This is a genomic window from Kitasatospora sp. NPDC092286 (assembly GCF_044755565.1).
Lineage (GTDB): Bacteria > Actinomycetota > Actinomycetes > Streptomycetales > Streptomycetaceae > Kitasatospora.
Map to the genome: position 1 here is coordinate 309822 of NZ_JBIVRD010000002.1, position 16959 is coordinate 326780.

Annotated in this window: 16 protein-coding genes and 1 riboswitch; of the genes, 6 read left to right on the forward strand and 10 right to left on the reverse strand. The window is 72.3% G+C overall.

The features are described from left to right. Positions 1-35: 35 nt before the first annotated feature. Positions 36-488, reverse strand: coding sequence for a gamma-glutamylcyclotransferase family protein (locus ACIQIB_RS04090; protein ID WP_400756531.1), 453 nt, complete (start codon positions 486-488; stop codon positions 36-38). Positions 489-622: 134 nt separating this feature from the next. On the opposite strand from ACIQIB_RS04090, the gene ACIQIB_RS04095 reads away from it, so the two are divergent. After that, a complete protein-coding gene (locus tag ACIQIB_RS04095) occupies positions 623-1645 on the forward strand; it encodes an EamA family transporter (RefSeq protein WP_400756532.1) in 1023 nt (340 codons plus the stop codon). 162 nt (positions 1646-1807) lie between these two features. Here ACIQIB_RS04095 and ACIQIB_RS04100 read toward each other — a convergent pair whose 3' ends face one another. Beyond that, entirely contained in the window at positions 1808-2440 is a 633-nt protein-coding gene (locus tag ACIQIB_RS04100) for an AAA family ATPase (RefSeq protein WP_400649317.1), read from the reverse strand. 356 nt (positions 2441-2796) lie between these two features. On the opposite strand from ACIQIB_RS04100, the gene ACIQIB_RS04105 reads away from it, so the two are divergent. Next, the gene (locus tag ACIQIB_RS04105; protein WP_400756534.1) at positions 2797-3591 is read left to right on the forward strand and encodes a phytanoyl-CoA dioxygenase family protein; all 795 of its coding nucleotides are present in this window, start codon (positions 2797-2799) and stop codon (positions 3589-3591) included. A 93-nt stretch (positions 3592-3684) separates the two neighbouring features. Continuing rightward, positions 3685-4287 carry a DUF6309 family protein gene (locus tag ACIQIB_RS04110; protein WP_363606572.1) on the forward strand — a complete coding sequence of 201 codons (603 nt, stop codon included), beginning with the start codon at positions 3685-3687 and terminating at the stop codon, positions 4285-4287. Between the two features lie 8 nt (positions 4288-4295). Here ACIQIB_RS04110 and ACIQIB_RS04115 read toward each other — a convergent pair whose 3' ends face one another. After that, a complete protein-coding gene (locus ACIQIB_RS04115) occupies positions 4296-5045 on the reverse strand; it encodes an SDR family oxidoreductase (RefSeq protein WP_363606573.1) in 750 nt (249 codons plus the stop codon). A 175-nt stretch (positions 5046-5220) separates the two neighbouring features. Here ACIQIB_RS04115 and ACIQIB_RS04120 point away from each other — a divergent pair, with 175 nt between their 5' ends. Continuing rightward, the gene (locus tag ACIQIB_RS04120; RefSeq protein ID WP_400756536.1) at positions 5221-6585 is read left to right on the forward strand and encodes an aspartate aminotransferase family protein; all 1365 of its coding nucleotides are present in this window, start codon (positions 5221-5223) and stop codon (positions 6583-6585) included. Between the two features lie 52 nt (positions 6586-6637). Here ACIQIB_RS04120 and ACIQIB_RS04125 read toward each other — a convergent pair whose 3' ends face one another. Further along, positions 6638-7201, reverse strand: a complete 564-nt coding sequence (locus tag ACIQIB_RS04125) for an EF-hand domain-containing protein (RefSeq protein ID WP_363606576.1) — start codon at positions 7199-7201, stop codon at positions 6638-6640. 154 nt (positions 7202-7355) lie between these two features. Here ACIQIB_RS04125 and ACIQIB_RS04130 point away from each other — a divergent pair, with 154 nt between their 5' ends. After that, positions 7356-8018 (forward strand): NUDIX domain-containing protein, encoded by a 663-nt coding sequence (locus ACIQIB_RS04130; RefSeq protein WP_363606577.1) that lies wholly within the window; start codon positions 7356-7358, stop codon positions 8016-8018. A 100-nt stretch (positions 8019-8118) separates the two neighbouring features. Here ACIQIB_RS04130 and ACIQIB_RS04135 read toward each other — a convergent pair whose 3' ends face one another. The 6 genes from ACIQIB_RS04135 to ACIQIB_RS04160 all read right to left on the reverse strand — a co-directional run bounded on the left by ACIQIB_RS04135 (position 8119) and on the right by ACIQIB_RS04160 (position 15038). Then, positions 8119-8511 carry a cytidine deaminase gene (locus tag ACIQIB_RS04135; protein ID WP_363606579.1) on the reverse strand — a complete coding sequence of 131 codons (393 nt, stop codon included), beginning with the start codon at positions 8509-8511 and terminating at the stop codon, positions 8119-8121. A 200-nt stretch (positions 8512-8711) separates the two neighbouring features. Then, positions 8712-9230 carry a hypothetical protein gene (locus ACIQIB_RS04140; RefSeq protein ID WP_363606580.1) on the reverse strand — a complete coding sequence of 173 codons (519 nt, stop codon included), beginning with the start codon at positions 9228-9230 and terminating at the stop codon, positions 8712-8714. 103 nt (positions 9231-9333) lie between these two features. Continuing rightward, positions 9334-11031: a dipeptide ABC transporter ATP-binding protein gene (locus tag ACIQIB_RS04145; RefSeq protein ID WP_400756538.1), complete on the reverse strand. Its 1698-nt coding sequence runs from the start codon at positions 11029-11031 to the stop codon at positions 9334-9336. 29 nt (positions 11032-11060) lie between these two features. Then, complete coding sequence (locus ACIQIB_RS04150; protein WP_400756540.1) at positions 11061-12053, reverse strand: ABC transporter permease; 993 nt, start codon at positions 12051-12053, stop codon at positions 11061-11063. A 121-nt stretch (positions 12054-12174) separates the two neighbouring features. Beyond that, complete coding sequence (locus tag ACIQIB_RS04155; protein WP_400756542.1) at positions 12175-13932, reverse strand: ABC transporter substrate-binding protein; 1758 nt, start codon at positions 13930-13932, stop codon at positions 12175-12177. 92 nt (positions 13933-14024) lie between these two features. Beyond that, positions 14025-15038 carry an ABC transporter permease gene (locus ACIQIB_RS04160; RefSeq protein WP_400649297.1) on the reverse strand — a complete coding sequence of 338 codons (1014 nt, stop codon included), beginning with the start codon at positions 15036-15038 and terminating at the stop codon, positions 14025-14027. A gap of 305 nt (positions 15039-15343) precedes the next feature. After that, positions 15344-15439, forward strand: a riboswitch (ZMP/ZTP riboswitch). A gap of 29 nt (positions 15440-15468) precedes the next feature. Between ACIQIB_RS04160 and ACIQIB_RS04165 the strand changes: the two genes are divergently transcribed. Further along, complete coding sequence (locus ACIQIB_RS04165; protein WP_400756543.1) at positions 15469-16941, forward strand: glycine hydroxymethyltransferase; 1473 nt, start codon at positions 15469-15471, stop codon at positions 16939-16941. Positions 16942-16959: the final 18 nt, after the last annotated feature.

Genomic DNA, 16959 nt, shown 5'->3' on the forward strand with positions numbered 1-16959 from the left:
TGGTGAGGGCGCGGGCCGCAGGCGGGCCCGCGCCCTCACCGCTGCGTCCAGTCCCCGGACGGGATGAGCGCGGGGTGGGCGCGCAGCCGGGCGGCGACGGCCGGGCCGGCCAGGTAGACCCAGGCGTCCAGGGTCTCGCCGGTCTCGGTGCGCACGGCCAGCCGGCGCCGGACGTAGTGGCCGGTGCCGTCCGCCCGGCAGCCCTCCAGAGCGTCGAGCCCGGCGAGCGCGGGGGCGTACGCGTCGGCGTGCACGGTGATCAGCTCGCCCACGATCCGCCGGCCCGGTGCCTGGTCCGGCAGGGCGTACGGGAAGCCGGGGCCGTCGTGCAGCGCGGCGCCGTCCAGGACGGCCGACCGGATGTCCGCGCAGTGGCCGGCCAGGTGGGCGGCGTGGTTGCCACCGTCGCTGCGGAGCGTGCCGTAGACGAAGAACGGCAGGCCGGCCGACGAATCGGCGGACGAACCAGCGGACGAACCGGTGGGCACGGGGTCGCCACCTCCTGGCTGGGGAGCGCCCACGGTACGTCGCGGTGGCCGCCTGGCGATACCCACTGGCGCGACGGGCCGCCGATGCGCTCTCATAGCGGGTGTTTCGTCAGCACCGTCCAAGGGGGACACCCATGACAGCACCCGTCTCACCCAAGTCCGCGACGGACTCAGCCGCCCCCGGGGCCGCCCGGCTGGGCGGGGCGGTCTGGGGAGCGCTCGCCCTGGTGTACGTGGTGTGGGGGTCGACCTATCTGGCGATCCGGATCGCGCTGGAGACGATGCCCTCCTTTCTCTCCGCCTCGGCGCGCTTCCTCTGTGCCGGACTGCTGCTGGCCGTCTTCGTCCTGGTCCGCCACGGGCGGGCCGGCCTGCGGGTGAACCTGCGGCAGCTGGGCTCGTCCGCGCTGGTCGGCGGCCTGCTGCTGACCGGGGGCAACGGGCTGGTGGTGCTCGGCGAGAACTCCGTCCCGTCCGGACTGGCCGCCCTGCTGGTCGCCGCCGTCCCGCTCTGGATGGTGCTGCTGACGGCGGCGAGCGGCGACCGTCCGAAGCCCGCCGAACTGGCCGGTGTGCTGGTCGGCCTGGCCGGGCTGGCGGTGCTCTCCGCGCCCGCGATCGGCGGGGACATCGCGCCCGCCGGGGTGATCGTGGTCATCTGCGCCACGCTGGCCTGGGCGGCCGGCTCGTTCGCCGCCAAACGGATCGCGATGCCGGGCAACGTCCTCGCCGCGAGCGCGTACCAGATGCTCGTGGGCGGCCTGGGCAACCTGCTGATCGCCCTGGTCCGCGGCGAGCAGCGCGGCTTCGACCCGGGCGCCGTCTCCGGCCGCTCCTGGCTGGCGCTCGGCTACCTGGTGGTGGCCGGTTCGCTGGTCGCCTTCACCGCGTACGCCTGGCTGCTGCGGTCCGCGCCACTGACGCTGGTCGCCACCTACGCGTACGTGAACCCGGTGGTGGCGGTGCTGCTCGGCTGGCTGATCCTGGCCGAGCCGCTGACCGGCCCCACCCTGCTGGGCGGGGCGATCGTGGTCGCGGGCGTCTGCCTGGTGGTGAGCGTCAGCCGGGCGCCTTCTCCCCGCAGGCCGTCCCGCCGGACGCCCGCCGATCCCGCCGACCGGACGCCTACCGGTCGGACGCCTGGCCGCCGGCGGTGAGCTCCACCGCCGGGTCCGGGCCGGTGGTGAGGGAGCGGGAGGAGGCGATCTGCCGCAGGTGGGCGTAGGGGCTGGTCAAGGTCGACCACCGGCCCCGGGTCGTAGGTGTCGCGGCCCATCGCGACGGTGCCGAAGCAGTCGTTCGCGGCCTCTCAGTCGGAATCAGCCGAACCGGATCTGCCGGACCCCCGTCCACGCCCGGCGCAGCCTGCCACGGAGCTCGCCGTCCGTGTTGGGCGCGAGCGTCAGCCCGGCCGAGGCGGCGATGCGGTCGGCGACCCGCGCGACGGGGAGGTGGTCGGTGTGGAGGTGCTCGCCGAACGCGTCGCCGTTGAGCCGCTCCAGACAGTGGTCCAGCTTGGCGACGGCGAAACTCTCCCGGCGCAGCGGCGCGTCCTTGCCTCCGACCAGCCGGACGGCATGCCCGAAGTCGCGCTCGCGCAGCCGCCGCAGCACCGTCTCCCGCTCGGCCAGCAGGGCGAAGTGTCGTACGTCATGGCCGCGTTCGCGCAGCCGTCCGACGGTGTCGGCGAAGTACGCAGGCTCGACGACGGTCATCGGCACGATCACCGCCCCTCGGTACTCGGTCAGCGTGCGGTCCAGCACCTCGTACACGCCCTGCCGCCAGGCCGGCAGGTCCTGGAAGTCGCCCCGCAGCGGCTTCGGCAGCATCCGGTGCAGCCCGAACCCGACCTCCTCCGGGTCGCAGATCACGCTGCCGGGGAGCCGGCGCCGGAGCTCGTGCGCCGTCTGTGTCTTGCCGCCGCCGAAGGGCCCGTTGATCCACAGGAGCATGCCCGGCACCCTACGGGAGCCCGCCGGGTGGCGTCGGGGGGATTCCCGGCTGTCGTCTGCGCGGGCCAATTCCTTTGATTCGGCCGGGTTCGGCGTATCCGCGCAGACGGGATAACGTCCGCATTCCGGAACATTCGGTCTGGTCCCGGCCAGAACGAAGCTATTCGGTCATTGTCCCAATTCATGGCATGAGCATGCAGGGTGTGGGATATTCCTAGTAGCTGTTCGGTTGACTCCAAGTAACGCCATGGTGCACGCGTCATGGCAAGACGTTCCCAGGGCCTCTCCGGGCAGCGGTCGCGGTCGCGGCCGACGGGGAGGTCGAACGGCACCGACAACCCTCTGGAGCCTGGAGAATGGACAACCACGGCACCACCATCGCGCTCGACACCGCACAGGTCACGCGGTTCTTCGAGCTCGGCTATCTCGTGCTCCCCGCCTTCCTGCCGTCGGATCTCGTCGCCCGACTGGAAACCGAGGTCGACCGCTGGGTCGACACCGGCCTCCGGGACCGCTCGATCGCGGCCTGCCTCGACCCGGAATCGGCCGGAACCCCCGCCGTCCTGGAGATCGAGCTGGCCGCCCACGGCGAACTGGTCGGCCACCCGCCGCTGCTCTCGACAATCTCCCGGCTGATCGGCCCGGATTTCGTCTTCCACCACATGCACAGCAATCGCCAGGCCCCGGGATCGGCCGGCAAGGAATGGCATCACGACTACGAGCAGGGCCCGCACGCCGACCGTTCGAAAGTCATGGTCCACGCGCTGCACTATCTCGGCGGACTCGACCCGACGGTGGGCGCGCTCGCGGTACTTCCCGGCTCGCACCGGGAACTGGCGGGAAAACGCGCCAGAGCCCATCTCGGTACCGCGGAACTCCCCGGCGAGGCGGTGATCGACGACCTGCCGCCGGGCTCCACCGTGCTCCTCCACTCGGCGCTCTTCCACGCCCGCCGTCCCTCACCCGCAGGTCAGCGCCGTGAGCGGTACATGGTGGACAGCTCGTACTGTCAGTGTGGTGTCAGCTGGCCGCCGGTCAAGCCCTACTGGCGCCACCTGCTCGCCCGGGGCAGGGCACTCGGGCTGGACGGCGGCCGGTGGCCCGAGCTGTTCGCCGAGCGGCACTTCACCGAGTACGTCAGGCCGAACTGAACCGGGCCGCCCCCGAAGCGGGCCACCCCCGCATCCGAAGGGAGCCACCACGAAACCGAACCGCTGCGCCCCGACCCCGAAGGGACCCGCCCGATGAGAATCGTCTCCAGGCTCGACTTCGAGACCGTGCTGCGCCTCTACCGGCAGGAGCACCCGGCGGACCGGGTACACGAGGAGAACTCCAACAGCGACGGCGACGCCCATCTGCTCAGCGCCGAGAAGCTGTTCGGCAGCTGGGGGAAGGTCCGGCTCGACCGGGCGGAGGTGCTGGACACCGTGCTGCCGTGGCACCTCGGCGAAGGCGGTGAGCTGGAGCTGGTCTCCCCGGCCGGGCTGACCGTCGCCGAGACCGTGGCCCGGCTGCGCGAGCTGGGCGACGGCTACGCCCGGTCGAACCCGTGCTGCTGGCGCAAGCTGCTCCGCCAGGCCGAGCAGCCCTTCACCCCGGTCTTCCTGAGCACCTCGGCCATCGGCAGCACCGACTACCAGGGACTGCTGCGACCGGACGGGCTCACTCATCTGGACGGACTGCACCGCATGATCGCCTGGGAGCTGTCAGGCCGGCTCGGCCCGGGCGTCGAGATCGAGGCGTACGTCGCGGGCCTGCCGGCCCCGGCCCCGGACCGGACCTCGACCCTGGCCCCGGCCCGACCGGAGTCGGCCGAGGCCGGGTACGGCGCCCGACAGGGTCCGTAGGAGACGCCCTACCCCCGGCCGACGTACGGCATGGCGCTCGGCATCACGGTGACCGAGGGGATGTTCACCCCCAGGGGCAGGGCCGCCATCGCCACCACCGTCTCCGCGACGTGCCGCACGTCCATCGTCGGCTCGACCCGGAGGCTGCCGTCGGGCTGGCGGGCGGCGGGCTGCTCCCGGCCGACGGGCGTCACATTGCCGATGTCGATCTGGCCGCAGGCGATGTCGTGGCGGCGCCCGTCCAGGGAGAGCGACTTCGTCAGCCCGGCCACCGCGTGCTTGGCGGCGGTGAAGGCGATCGAGTCGGGGCGGGGGACATGGGCCGAGGGCGCGCCGTTGTTGATGATCCGGCCGCCGCGCGGCGACTGCTCCTTCATCATCCGGTACGCGGCCTGGGCGCAGAGGAAGCTGCCGGTGGCGATGGAGCCGAGGACGCGGTTCCAGTCCTCGACGGCGACGTCCTCGGTGGGGATGTACGCCATGGTGTCGGCCGCGTTGTTGAACAGCAGGTCGATCCGGCCGAAGCGGAGCGCGACCTCGCCGAACAGCTCACGCACGGCCGCCGGGTCGGTGATGTCCGTGGGCACCGGCACCAGCCGGTCCGCGAGGGAGGGGCCGGCGAGCCGGGCGGTCTCCTCCAGCGCGTCCTTGCGGCGGCCGGCCAGGACGACCGACCAGCCGTCCGCCGCCAGTGCCAGTGCGCAGGCCCGGCCCACACCACTGCCGGCTCCGGTCACCACGGAGATCTTCGCGACCACGGAATCAACCCCTTGTACATTCCAGGTGCATGACGAGAGATCAGTTTTTGGACGGCGGCCTTCGCCGTCAAGAGCGCCCATCAGGTCAACGAAACGCCGCACCACCGAGTGGTCCGGACCCTCCGGACCACGGGATCCGGGCCACCGGACCGAACCACATGGACAGGAACAGCGGATGACCACTCAGCACACCTTCGACGCCACCGACCCCGGCATGCCGGCGGGTCCGCGGACCGGCACCAGTCGCGCCCTGTTCGATCGGGCGAACAAGTCCCTGGCAGGCGGGGTGAGTTCCTCCTCGCGGATCACCTCCACCGGCCCGCATCCGTATCCCCTGTACATCGAGCGCGGCGCCGGGGCGCACATCTGGGACGCCGACGGCAACGAGTACGTGGACTTCCTGATCTCCTACGGCAGTGCCGTCCTCGGTCACGCCGACCCGGCCCTGGCCCGGGTGCTCGGCGGGGTTCTGGCCACCGGCACGATGTTCGGCACCTGCAATCTGCCGGAGATCGAACTGGCCGAGCAGATCCAGAAGATGGTCCCCTGTGCGGACCTGGTGCGCTACGCCAACTCGGGCTCGGAGGCGATCCAGGGAGCGGTCCGGGCGGCCCGCGGTTTCACCGGGCGGTCCAGGATCCTGAAGTTCGAGGGGCACTACCACGGGTGGACGGACGTGCTCGCGGTCTCCAACCGGCCCACCGCCGCCGAGGTGGGCCCCTACGACGCGCCGTCGGCCCTCCCGCACTCTCCCGGCATCCCGGCGGGCGTCGTGGACGACGTGGTGGTCTGCCCGTGGAACGACCCGGCGGCGCTCCGTGCGGTACTGGACGCGCACCGGGACGAGATCGCGGCGGTGATCTGCGAGCCGATCGTCGCCAACAACGCCTGTACCATGCCGGATCCGGGCTTCCTGGAGACCCTGCGGGAGGAGTGCACCCGGCGCGGGCTCGTCCTGGTCTTCGACGAGGTCTGCACGGGCTTTCGCACCGGTCCCGGCGGCGCGCAGTCCCTGTTCGGTGTCGTCCCCGACCTGGCCGTCTACTCCAAGGCGCTGGGCGGCGGACTGCCCATCGCCGCCTTCGCCGGGCGCGCGGACATCATGGGCGAGGTCGCCGCCAACCGGGTCAAGCACGGGGGCACCTACAACGGTTCACCGCTCTGCGCCACCGCCGCCCTGGCCACGCTCACCCGGCTCGCCGACCCGGCGGTCACCGAGCGGATCGACTCGGCCGGCAGGCGCATCATGGAGGCGGTCCGCCGGGCCGCGCACGACCACCGGGTCCCGTGCGCGGTGCAGGGCGTCGGCGCGATGTTCCAGGTGGTGTTCACCGCCGACGGCTCGCCGACCCGGCAGTACCGCGACACCCTCGCGCTGGACCAGCGGCGCTACGATGCCTTCCGGCACGCCCTGTTGGTGCGCGGTATCCACGTCAACGCGTACGGGCTGGCCTGCTGGTTCGTCTCGGCCGCGGTGACCGACGAGGACGTCGAGGCCACCTGCGCGGCGATCGACGAGGCGTTCGCGACGATCCGCTGAGACCTGGCCGGCCCCCGCTCGTCCGCCCGGCGCGGCCCGCGGACGCCCGGGACTACCCGGGGAACGGGGGCCGGCCCGCCCACCAGTTGCCGGGGGCCTGCGGGTCGCGGCCGGACCAGTACTCGATGATGCCGTCGGTGAACTCCGCCGCCGACAGGCTCCCGTCGCCGTCCCGGTCGAGCCGGCGGAACGCCTCGTCCGCGTCCTGGCGGTCGAGGCCGGGGAAGTGGCCGCGCTGGAAGAGGAAGAACTCGTCCGCGTCGACCGTGCCGCTGCCGTCGGTGTCGGCGATCGCGAGGAAGGCCTCGGCCAGCGCCCCGAGGCTCGCCCGCGCGGCGGCGGGGTCGTCGGCGAGCGTCCGGGTCGACTCGATGAACTGCGTCCGGGTGATGGCGGTCGTCCCCGCCGGCAGCTGCGCGAGGTGCAGGTCGTGCCAGATCGAGAGGTACGCGGCGACGATTCGCTGTTCGGCCTCCGACCTCTCCGGATATCCGAGCGACAGCGCCACGGACCGGCCCATCAGGATGTGGTCGTGCGCCGTCAACTGTCCGTCGCCGTCCGCGTCGAGATGGTCGAACCCGTGGCCGATCTTCGCGATGAGCAGTTCCTCGGACAACGTTCCCCCTTGCCTGCGGTAACACGACGCCTGCACGCTAACCCCTCCGGCGGGACGGGCGCAGCCGAACATCCGGCCCCGGGGCGCCGGGGAACCGCCGCTGACCGGCGCGGAGGCAGGCCCGGTTCCCCGCCGAATACCCCTGAAAGGATGAATGTCGAACACCTCCACCGCCGGTGGGGCGTTCACCCTTCAACGCATCCGGGAGCGGCCGCTCGGCACGGCGAGCGGCTGGCTCGACATCGCGTTCGAGCGGCGAGCGCCTTTCCGGACGGGAGGCCTCTTTCGTGTTCAAGTAGGAGTCGTGTCAAGCGCGCTGATGGTCAATCAACAGTTGGCGCCCTGGTACGTTCAGGAAACCTGTGCCAGATGTCCCATTACGGAAGAGGCCATGACCAGCGAGCCATATGTCCCGCCCAGGTTCCCGATCTCGATCAAGGGTGTTGTGCTCGACGACGAGGGGCGCGTCCTCCTGCTGAAGAACGAGCGGGCCGAGTGGGAACTGCCCGGCGGAAAAATGGAGTCCGGCGAGGCGGCACCGGACCGCGTCGCCCAGGAGATCCTCGAAGGGAGCGGGTGGCGGGCCGAGGCCGGCCCGGTCCTCGACGTGTGCACCTACCAACCCCTGCCCGGGCGCTACGTTTTCATCGTGACGTACGGATGCCATCGGCTCGACGGCGCCAGTGCCCCGCCGGTCGTCAGCGGCGAGCGCAGGGAGGCCAGGCTCTTCCGGCGGGACGAAGTGCCGAGCCTGGTCATGTCGGACGGCTACAAGGCGAGCATCGAGCGGTGGTACGAGCACTCCGACCGAAGGTGACGCGGGGATCCCGGTACCGTCCGCGCCCTGGTGTGGCCCCGCCCCGGGTCGGGGCCACGGAGGAGTCGGCGGCCGCCCCGGAGCGGGAGCGCGCTACGCGCTAGGCCTGGTGGTCCGCCCAGATGTACGCCTCGGGGAGCAGGTCGAGGACGGGGACGGTGCGCAGCGCGTCGTTCGGGCCGACGATGACGTTGATGGTGGGGAAGTAGTCGAGCAGCACCTGGCGGCAGCGCCCGCACGGGGAGATGACGCCCCGCTCCCCGTCGGCGACGGCGACGATCTCCGTCAGGTCGTACGCGCCCTGGGCCGCCGCCGCTCCGATGAGGACGAGTTCGGCGCAGGGGCCGCCGGTGAAGTGGTAGGCGTTCAGGGCGGTGACGATCCGGCCGTCGGCGTTGCGGGCGGCAGCCGCGACGGTGTGGTTGTCGGCCCGGGCGTAGGACCGGACCACCTGGGTGGCGGCGTCGACGAGTTCGTGGTCGGGGGCGGTCATGGCGGTCGGCTCTCCTCGGCGGTCGGGGGTGCGGCGGGATACGAGCATGACCCTTCAGCCCTTTGACGTGCCAACGATTAACGCCGGTGCCACCTTCGTTCTGCGTCCGTGACGGTTCGCCGGCCGCGGTCTGGTGGAGGAGGTGTCCGCGGACGCCTGCATTCCGCTGCCGGCCACCGACCCGCTGCCGTAGGCGTGGCTCAGCCCGCGTTCCGCAGTGCCGCCTGGGCGAGCCGTTCCGCCAGTTCGCCGAAGGCGGCGCCCAGTTCCTCGTCGGCGACGCCGGTTGCGTAGCCCTGGAAGGCCAGCGCCGCCTGGGCCTGGACGGCGGGGGTGGCGTAACCGGGGTCGATCGGGTAAGGCGCGTCGGGCTGCCAGGGGAGCGGCCAGTACTTGGGCCAGGGGATCGCCCGCTCGGGCGGGGTGGGGCACCAGTCGTCCCCGGCCTCGGTGAGGATGGCACGGGCGTTGCCGCCCGAAAGCCGGGCGGTGATGGCGGCGTTGGCCACCGCGCCGACGGTGGCGGCGACGGCGAACCGCAGCTCGGTCGCGCCGGGCGGGATCGGTTGCGGGTTGAGCGCCGGCTGGTGGTGTCCGGCCGGGTGGACGTGCCAGGTGGGGCCGAGGACGGGCAGGTGCGGGCGGATGCCGTCCAGGGCCTCCGGGTGGAGGCGGCCCAACAGCTGGATCAGGGTGGCGGATTGGCTGACGAGGGTCATCGGGAACCCCTTCCTTCCGGACGGACGACCACCCCGGAGGAGTGATCACTGCCGGTAGCCGATCGTAGGCGCAGCGGATCGGGGAAGGGGTGGCGACACACCCTCAGTGCGCGGCGGCCAGCAGCTCCCTGGTGTAGTCGGTGTGCGGGGCGGTGAACAGCTGGTCGCGGTCGGTGCTCTCGACCAGGCGGCCGCCGTGCATCACGGCCACCCGGTCGCAGAAGTGCCGGACCACGGCGAGGTCGTGGGAGACGAACAGGAAGGCGACGTCGAGGCGTTCGCGCAGCTCCATCAGTAGGTTGAGCACCTGGGCCTGCACCGAGACGTCCAGTGCGGAGACCGGCTCGTCGGCGATGATCAGGCGCGGCTCGGGGGCGAGCGCGCGGGCGATGCCGATCCGCTGGCGCTGGCCGCCGGAGAACTCGTGCGGGTAGCGGTCCAGATGGGCGGCCGGCAGACCGACCTGCTCCAGCAGTTCGGCGGACCGCTCGCGGCGCTCGGGCGCGGACAGGGCGGTGTGCAGACGCAGTGGGGTGTCGAGGGTCTGGGCGACGGTGCGGCGCGGGTTGAGCGAGGCGTACGGGTCCTGGAAGACCAGCTGGATCTCCCGGCTGAGGCGCCGGCGCAGCGCCCGGTCGGGGGTGGTGGCGTCCACGCCGTCGTACCGCACCCGCCCGCCGGTGGGGTGCTGCAGTCCGGCCAGGACGCGGGAGGTGGTGGACTTGCCGGAGCCGGACTCGCCGACCAGGCCGACCGTCTCGCCGGGGGCGATCCGCAGGCTGACGCCCTCCACGGCCCGGACGGGCTCGCCCGGGCGGATGCCGGGGAAGCGGCGGCGGCCGGGGAAGTGGACGCTGAGGTCCTCCACCTCGACCAGCCAGCGACCCGTTCCCGTCGGCCCTGCCGGCCCCACCGCCCCGGCAGGCCGCCGACCGGCGAACGAGAACGACGGTGACGGATCGTCAACCGTCGGCAGCGGCGTGCCCGGTACCGTCTCCAGCGTGAGCGCCGCGCCGACCAGGGCGCGGGTGTACGGCTGCCGCGGGGCGGCCAGCAGTTCGGCGGTCGGCGCGGACTCCACCTGCTCGCCGCCGCGCAGCACCAGCGTGCGGTCGGTGGTGCCCGCCACCACGCCCAGGTCGTGGCTGACCAGCAGCACGGCCGTGCCGTGCTCGCGCTGCAACTCGCCCAGCAGGTCGAGGACCTGCCGTTGGACCCGGGCGTCCAGCGCGGTGGTCGGCTCGTCGGCGATCAGCACGTCCGGGTCGTTCATCAGGGCCATCGCGATCATCACGCGCTGGCGCATGCCGCCGGAGAACTGGTGCGGGTAGTCGCGGGCCCGGCCGGCCGGGATGCCGACCCGGTCGAGCATCGCGGCCGCCCGCCGCCGGGCCTCGGCGCGGTCGGCGCCGGGGTGGTGCAGCCGGTACATCTCGGCGAGTTGGGCGCCGACGCCGTGGAACGGGCTGAGCGAGGTGAGCGCGTCCTGGAAGACCAGTGCCGCCCGGCCGCCCCGTACGCCGCGCAGGACGGACTCGTCGGCGTCCACCAACTCGGTGCCGCCCAGCCGGACGGAGCCGGTGACGGTGGTGGTGCGCGGGTCGTGCAGGCCGAGTACGGCGAGCCCGGTCGCGGACTTGCCGGAGCCGGACTCGCCCACCAGGCCCAGGACTTCACCCCGGGCGAGGTCGAAGGAGAGCCCGCGGACGGCCTGCACGGGGGCGCCGCCGCGCGGATCGGCGAAGGTGACGGACAGGTCGCGGACGCTGAGCACCGGGTCGGGGGAGGAAGGGGCGTTCACGGTCGGGGACTCCACAACGTATGGGCGGGTCAGCTGAGGCGGATGCGGGGGTCGAGCCAGGCCACCACCAGGTCGGCCAGCGCGACGAACAGCACCACGAAGCAGGCGGCCAGCAGGACGGCGCCGACCACGGCGGGCAGGTCCTGCCCGGAGACGGCCTCCGCCGCGAAGGTGCCGACGCCGTTCAGGCCGAACACCGTCTCGGTGATCACCGCACCGCCCAGCAGCGCGCCGGCCTCCAGACCGAGCAACTGCACCAGCGGTCCGGCGGCGCCGCGCGAGGTGTACTTGAGGTGGGCGCGCAGCCGGCCGAGGCCCTTGCCGCGCGCGGTGCGGACGTACTCCTCGTTCATCGTCTCCAGCAGCTGGGAGCGGGAGAGCCGGGCGAACACGGCGGAGTTGACGAAGCCGAGGACCAGCCAGGGCAGCAGCATCCCGCCCGCCCAGGCGGCCAGGTCCTTCGACGGCGGGGTGTAGGAGGGCAGTGGCAGCAGGCCGGTCGAGTAGACCAGCGCCCACTGGGCGACGTACCCGAGGAAGTAGATCTGCACGCTCGCGCCGACCAGGGTGAAGCCGGAGAGCAGCCGGTCGGTGCGGGTGCCGTGGCGCAGCGCGGAGACGAAGCCGGTGCCGAGACCGAGCACCATCAGGACGACGAGTGCGCCGGCGGTGAGCGAGAAGGTGACCGGCAGGTGGTCGGCCAGCGCCTCGGTGACGGGCTGGTGGAGCCGGTAGGAGTAGCCGAGGCACGGCGCGTCGCAGTGGATGACGGAGCCGTCGACGTCGCTGATGTCCCGTCCGGCGACCACCCCGGCCAGGTAGTCGGTGTACTGGGTCAGCAGCGGCTGGTCCAGTCCCATGCTCTGGCGGACCGCCGCGACCTGGCCGGTGTCGCAGCGCGGGCCGCAGGCGGCGCGGGCCGGGTCGGCGGGGGCGGCGTAGAAGAGGGCGAAGGCGGCGGCGGAGACCGCGACCAGCACGGCGAGGGCCTGGAGGGTCCGCCGCAGGGCGAAGGAGAGCATGGCCGGTCCGGGGTCGAGGAGGAGGGAAACAGAGGAGGCAGGGGAGACGACGGAGACAGGGAGCGAGGAGGGGCCCCGCCCCGGCCCCCGCGCGGACGGCGGGGGCCGGGGCGGGCGAGGCTCAGGACTTCAGGTAGAGCCAGGCCAGGCTGACCGACCCGTAGATCGGGTGGATGAACGCCCCGCCGATGTTGCTGCCGCGCAGCTGGTTCATGTTGGGGTAGGCGAAGGGCAGCACCGGCAGGTCCTTCATCACGGTCTGCTCCAGCGCGTACAGCTCCTTGGCCTTCTGCCGGGGCTCGCCGATCTGGTTGATCCGGTCGATCTCCTTGTCCACCTCGGCGTTGTGGTACCGGGCGGCGTTGAGGTCGCTGTTGGCGCGGCCGTCGAAGGAGAACGGGATCAGCGTGGACGGGGTCGGCCAGTCCACCGAACTGGTCTCCTCGAAGAGGTCGTACGGGGAGTCGGCGCGGTGTGCCTCGTCCAGCAGGGCCTTCGGGTCGACCGGCTTGGGCACGATGGTGATGCCGGCCTTGCCGAAGCCCTCGACCAGCACCTGGGCGACCCGCTGCCCGGTGGGCGTGTTGGCGTACGCGTAGGTCAGGCCGGCCGGCGGCTGCTTGGCCTCGGCGAGCGCCTGCTTGGCGGCCTCCGGGTCGCCCTCCGGCTTGGCCGGGTACAGGTCGTAGGTCTGCCAGTCGACCAGCGCGGGCGAGCTGAGCGTGCTGGCCAGCTCGCCGATCCGGGTGCCGCCCTGGACCTGGCGGGCCTGCTGGCGAGGGTAGGCGAGGTGGAGGGCCTTGCGGACCGCGACGTCCGGCACCCGCTCGTTGTTGATCATCAGCTGGGTGACGAAGGCGCCCTGGCGGCCGGAGACGACCAGTTCCTTCGCCTTCGGGTCGGTGTCGACGGTCTGGTACAGCTCGGGGGAGAGCTGGGTGGCGACCGTGGTGGCGTCGGCGCCGCCGTCGCGGCCGGAGAGGATCTCCTGGTTGAGGTTGAGCGCCTCCTTGCCGAAGGTGAAGACGAACTTCTCCGGGTACTGGTTGCGGATCGGGTCGGTCTCCGCCTTCCAGTGCGGGTTGCGCTCCAGCACCAGCCGGGTGTTCTGGACGTGCTCGGCGATCCGGTACGGGCCGCTGGCGAACGGCAGCCGGTCGTAGTCCGTACCGGTGTCCTTGTCCTTGCGCACCGGCGAGGAGGAGGACTGCGCGGCCATGTACGGGACGTCGGCCTGCGGCTGCGGGAAGTGGAAGACGACGGTGCGCTCGTCCGGGGTCTCGATCGCGGCGAGGTCGCCGTCCTGCGGGCCGGAGTACTTCTTGCGGGCGTCCTCGTAGCTGGCCTCGCCGGTCAGCCACTGCGGCCAGTACGGCGGGCCGACCTCGTAGCCCTTGCCGAAGCTGCGCTCGATGCCGTACCTGACCTGCTGGGAGGTGATCGGCTGGCCGTCCTCCCAGGCCAGGCCCTCCTTGAGCTTGTACGTCCAGGTGCGGCCGCCGTCGGCGGAGGTGCCGGTGTCGGTGGCGAGGTCGCCGACCAGCCTGGCCTTGCCGTCCACCACCTGGTACTGGGTCAGCTGGCGGCCCCAGAGCAGCGAGGTGTTGTAGGTGGCGCCCGCGTACACCTTCTGCGGGTCGAGGTGGCGGAAGTCGGTGGTGTTGTAGACGTTCACCGTGCCGCCCTGGCGGGCACCGGGGACGGCGGGGGCCGGGCCGGCGCTCTCCTTCTCGGTGCCGAGCGCGGCGGTCAGCGGGGAGGCGTCCTTGGCGGCCGGACCGCCGGCGGCGGCACCGGAGCCCGCGCCCGCCCCGGCCGAGCAGGAGGTCGCCAGCAGCGCGGTGGCGACGACGGCGAGGGACGGTTTGATCCAGCGCATGGCGAATCTCTCCTTGCCCCGGTGGCCGGGGCTGGTAGGTGACATGAGGAGCGGCGGGAAGAAGAAGACGGAGAAGGCCGGCGGGCCGGGTCTCAGCGGGCGGCGCGCGGATCCAGGGCGTCCCGGACGGCGTCCCCGAGCAGGTTGAAGGCCAGCACGAAGAGCAGCAGCGCCACGCCCGGGAAGAACATGTAGGTCGGGTCGGCCTGGAAGACCTCGGAGCCGCGGGCGATCATCCGGCCCCAGTCCGGGATCGGCTCGGTGATGCCGACACCGAGGAACGAGAGCACCGCCTCGGAGGCGACGAAGGTCGGCACCGCCATCGTGGCGTGCACCAGAAGCTGCGCCCGGACATTCGGCAGGAGTTCGCGGACGACGATATGGAATCCGCCGGCGCCGAGCGCCCGGGCGGACTGCACGAAATCCCTTTCCCGAAGCGACCGGACGGAGGCGCGCAGGGAAAGCGCGAGCGGAATCCAGCCGAACGCGGAGAAGACCAGGATCAGCACCAGGAACTGCATCCACTCCGGTTCCGCGGTGCCGGGATCGACCAGCCGGGACTGGATGATCGGGCTGAGCGCGAGCAGCAGGAGCAGGGTGGGGAAGGCCAGCAGCACATGGGAGAGGAAGCCGAAGAGCCGGTCGGTGACCCCGCCCAGGTAGCCCACGGCGACGCCGACCAGCACCCCGAGGGTGGTGGTGATGACCGCCGAGGCGAAGGCGATCAGCAGCGAGGTGCGGATGCCGTACAGCAGCTGGGTGAACACGTCCCGGCCGAGGCCCGGCTCCAGGCCGAACCAGAAGTCGCCGGAGATACCGCCGTTGGGCAGCATCGGCAGCCCGCCGTCGCTGAGCAGGCCGGGCGTGTTCTGGCCGTAGTGCTCGACCGGGTTCTTGCCGTACAGGGCGGCGATCAGCGGCGCGGCGAGCGCGAGCAGCAGGAAGAGAAGGACGACGGCGAGGGCGGCGGCGCCGACCCGGTCGCGGCGGATCCGGCGCAGCGCGGCGCGCAGCGGGCGGTCCTGCGGAGCGGGGGGCCGGGCCCGCGGCGCGTCCGGGGCGCCCGGAGCGTCGGGCGTGCCTGCGACTGTCTCGACCACTGCCATGAGAGGCGTACTCCCCGAATTCTCCGCCGCCCCGTGGGTGAGGGTGCGCTGGTGTGCATTTCCGGACCGGCCTACGGGGGTTTCCCGGCGGCCTGCCGAACGCCATCAGATCGGACACCACCGGACTTCCGCAAATCATTCCCGGCGGAACTCCGGGGCAATGTTTCGGGAATTGTGACGGCTTCATTCCGCTGCAATAGTGCCGTTGCACTAGAACGCCCGTAAGGGGGCAAACCGGGCGATGCGCAGGGTGTCGTCCCGCATTCTGAGATCTCCGCCACACCCGCTGGGGCGTTGATACGATCCCAGGGAGCCGCGACTGGCGCGCACGGATGGAATCGACCATCGGGAAGCGGCTCCGTGCCGACGCACGTCAGTTGCCGAGCGCCTGGGCCGTCCGTACTCGTCCGCCTGCCACGAGGAGACCGCCTTGGCCACCCCTGCCACCCCCGCGACGCCGCACACCACCGCGAGCGCCGCCGCCAACACCGCGTTCCGCAGCGCCCTCGACGTCGTCCGCGACGTGGAGCCGCGGATCGCCGCCGCGATCGGCCAGGAGATCGAGGACCAGCGCGCCTCGCTCAAGCTGATCGCCAGCGAGAACTACGCCTCCCCGGCCGTCCTGCTCGCCATGGGCAACTGGCTCAGCGACAAGTACGCCGAGGGCACCGCCGGCCGCCGCTTCTACGCCGGCTGCCGCAACGTCGACACCGTCGAGACGATCGCCGCCGAGCACGCCCGCGCGCTCTTCGGCGCCGACCACGCCTACGTCCAGCCGCACTCCGGCATCGACGCCAACCTGACCGCCTTCTGGGCGGTGCTCTCCCAGCGGGTCGAGAGCCCGGCCCTCCGGCGGGCCGACGTCCGCAACGTCAACGACCTCACCGAGCAGGACTGGGCCGAACTCCGCCACGAGCTCGGCAACCAGCGGATGCTCGGCATGTCCCTGGGCACCGGCGGCCACCTCACCCACGGCTTCCGCCCCAACATCTCGGGCAAGATGTTCGAGCAGCGCAGCTACGGCACCGACCCGGCCACCGGCCTGATCGACTACGACGCGCTGCGCGCCACCGCCCGGGAGTTCCGCCCGCTGATCCTGGTGGCCGGCTACTCGGCGTACCCGCGGCTGGTGAACTTCCGGACGATGCGCGAGATCGCGGACGAGGTCGGCGCGACCCTGATGGTCGACATGGCGCACTTCGCCGGGCTGGTCGCCGGCAAGGTGCTCACCGGTGACTTCGACCCCGTCCCGCACGCCCACATCGTCACCACCACCACCCACAAGTCGCTGCGCGGCCCGCGCGGCGGCATGGTGCTCTGCACCTCCGAGCTGGCCGAGCACGTCGACCGCGGCTGCCCGCTGGTGCTCGGCGGCCCGCTGTCGCACGTGATGGCCGCCAAGGCGGTCGCCTTCGCCGAGGCCCGCCGCCCGGAGTTCCAGCTGTACGCCCGCCGGGTGGTGGACAACGCCCACGCCCTCGCCGAGGGCCTGCTGCGCCGTGGCGGCAAGCTGGTCACCGGCGGCACCGACAACCACCTCGTCCTCGCGGACGTCTCCGGCTACGGCCTGACGGGCCGTCAGGCCGAGGCGGCGCTGCTGGACTCGGGCATCGTCACCAACCGCAACTCCGTCCCGCAGGACCCGAACGGCGCCTGGTACACCTCGGGCGTCCGGCTCGGCACACCCGCGCTCACCACCCGGGGTCTGGGCGTCGCCGAGATGGACGAGATCGCCGGCCTGATCGACACCGTGCTGCGCGGCACCACCCCGGCCGTCGGCCGCACCGGCGCCTCCTCCAAGGCCCAGTACACCCTGGACGAGTCGCTGCGCGACGGCGTCGCCAAGCGCGCCGCCGATCTGCTCGCCGGCTTCCCGCTCTACCCGGGCGTCGACCTGTCCTGATGGGCGCGCGGGGGGTGC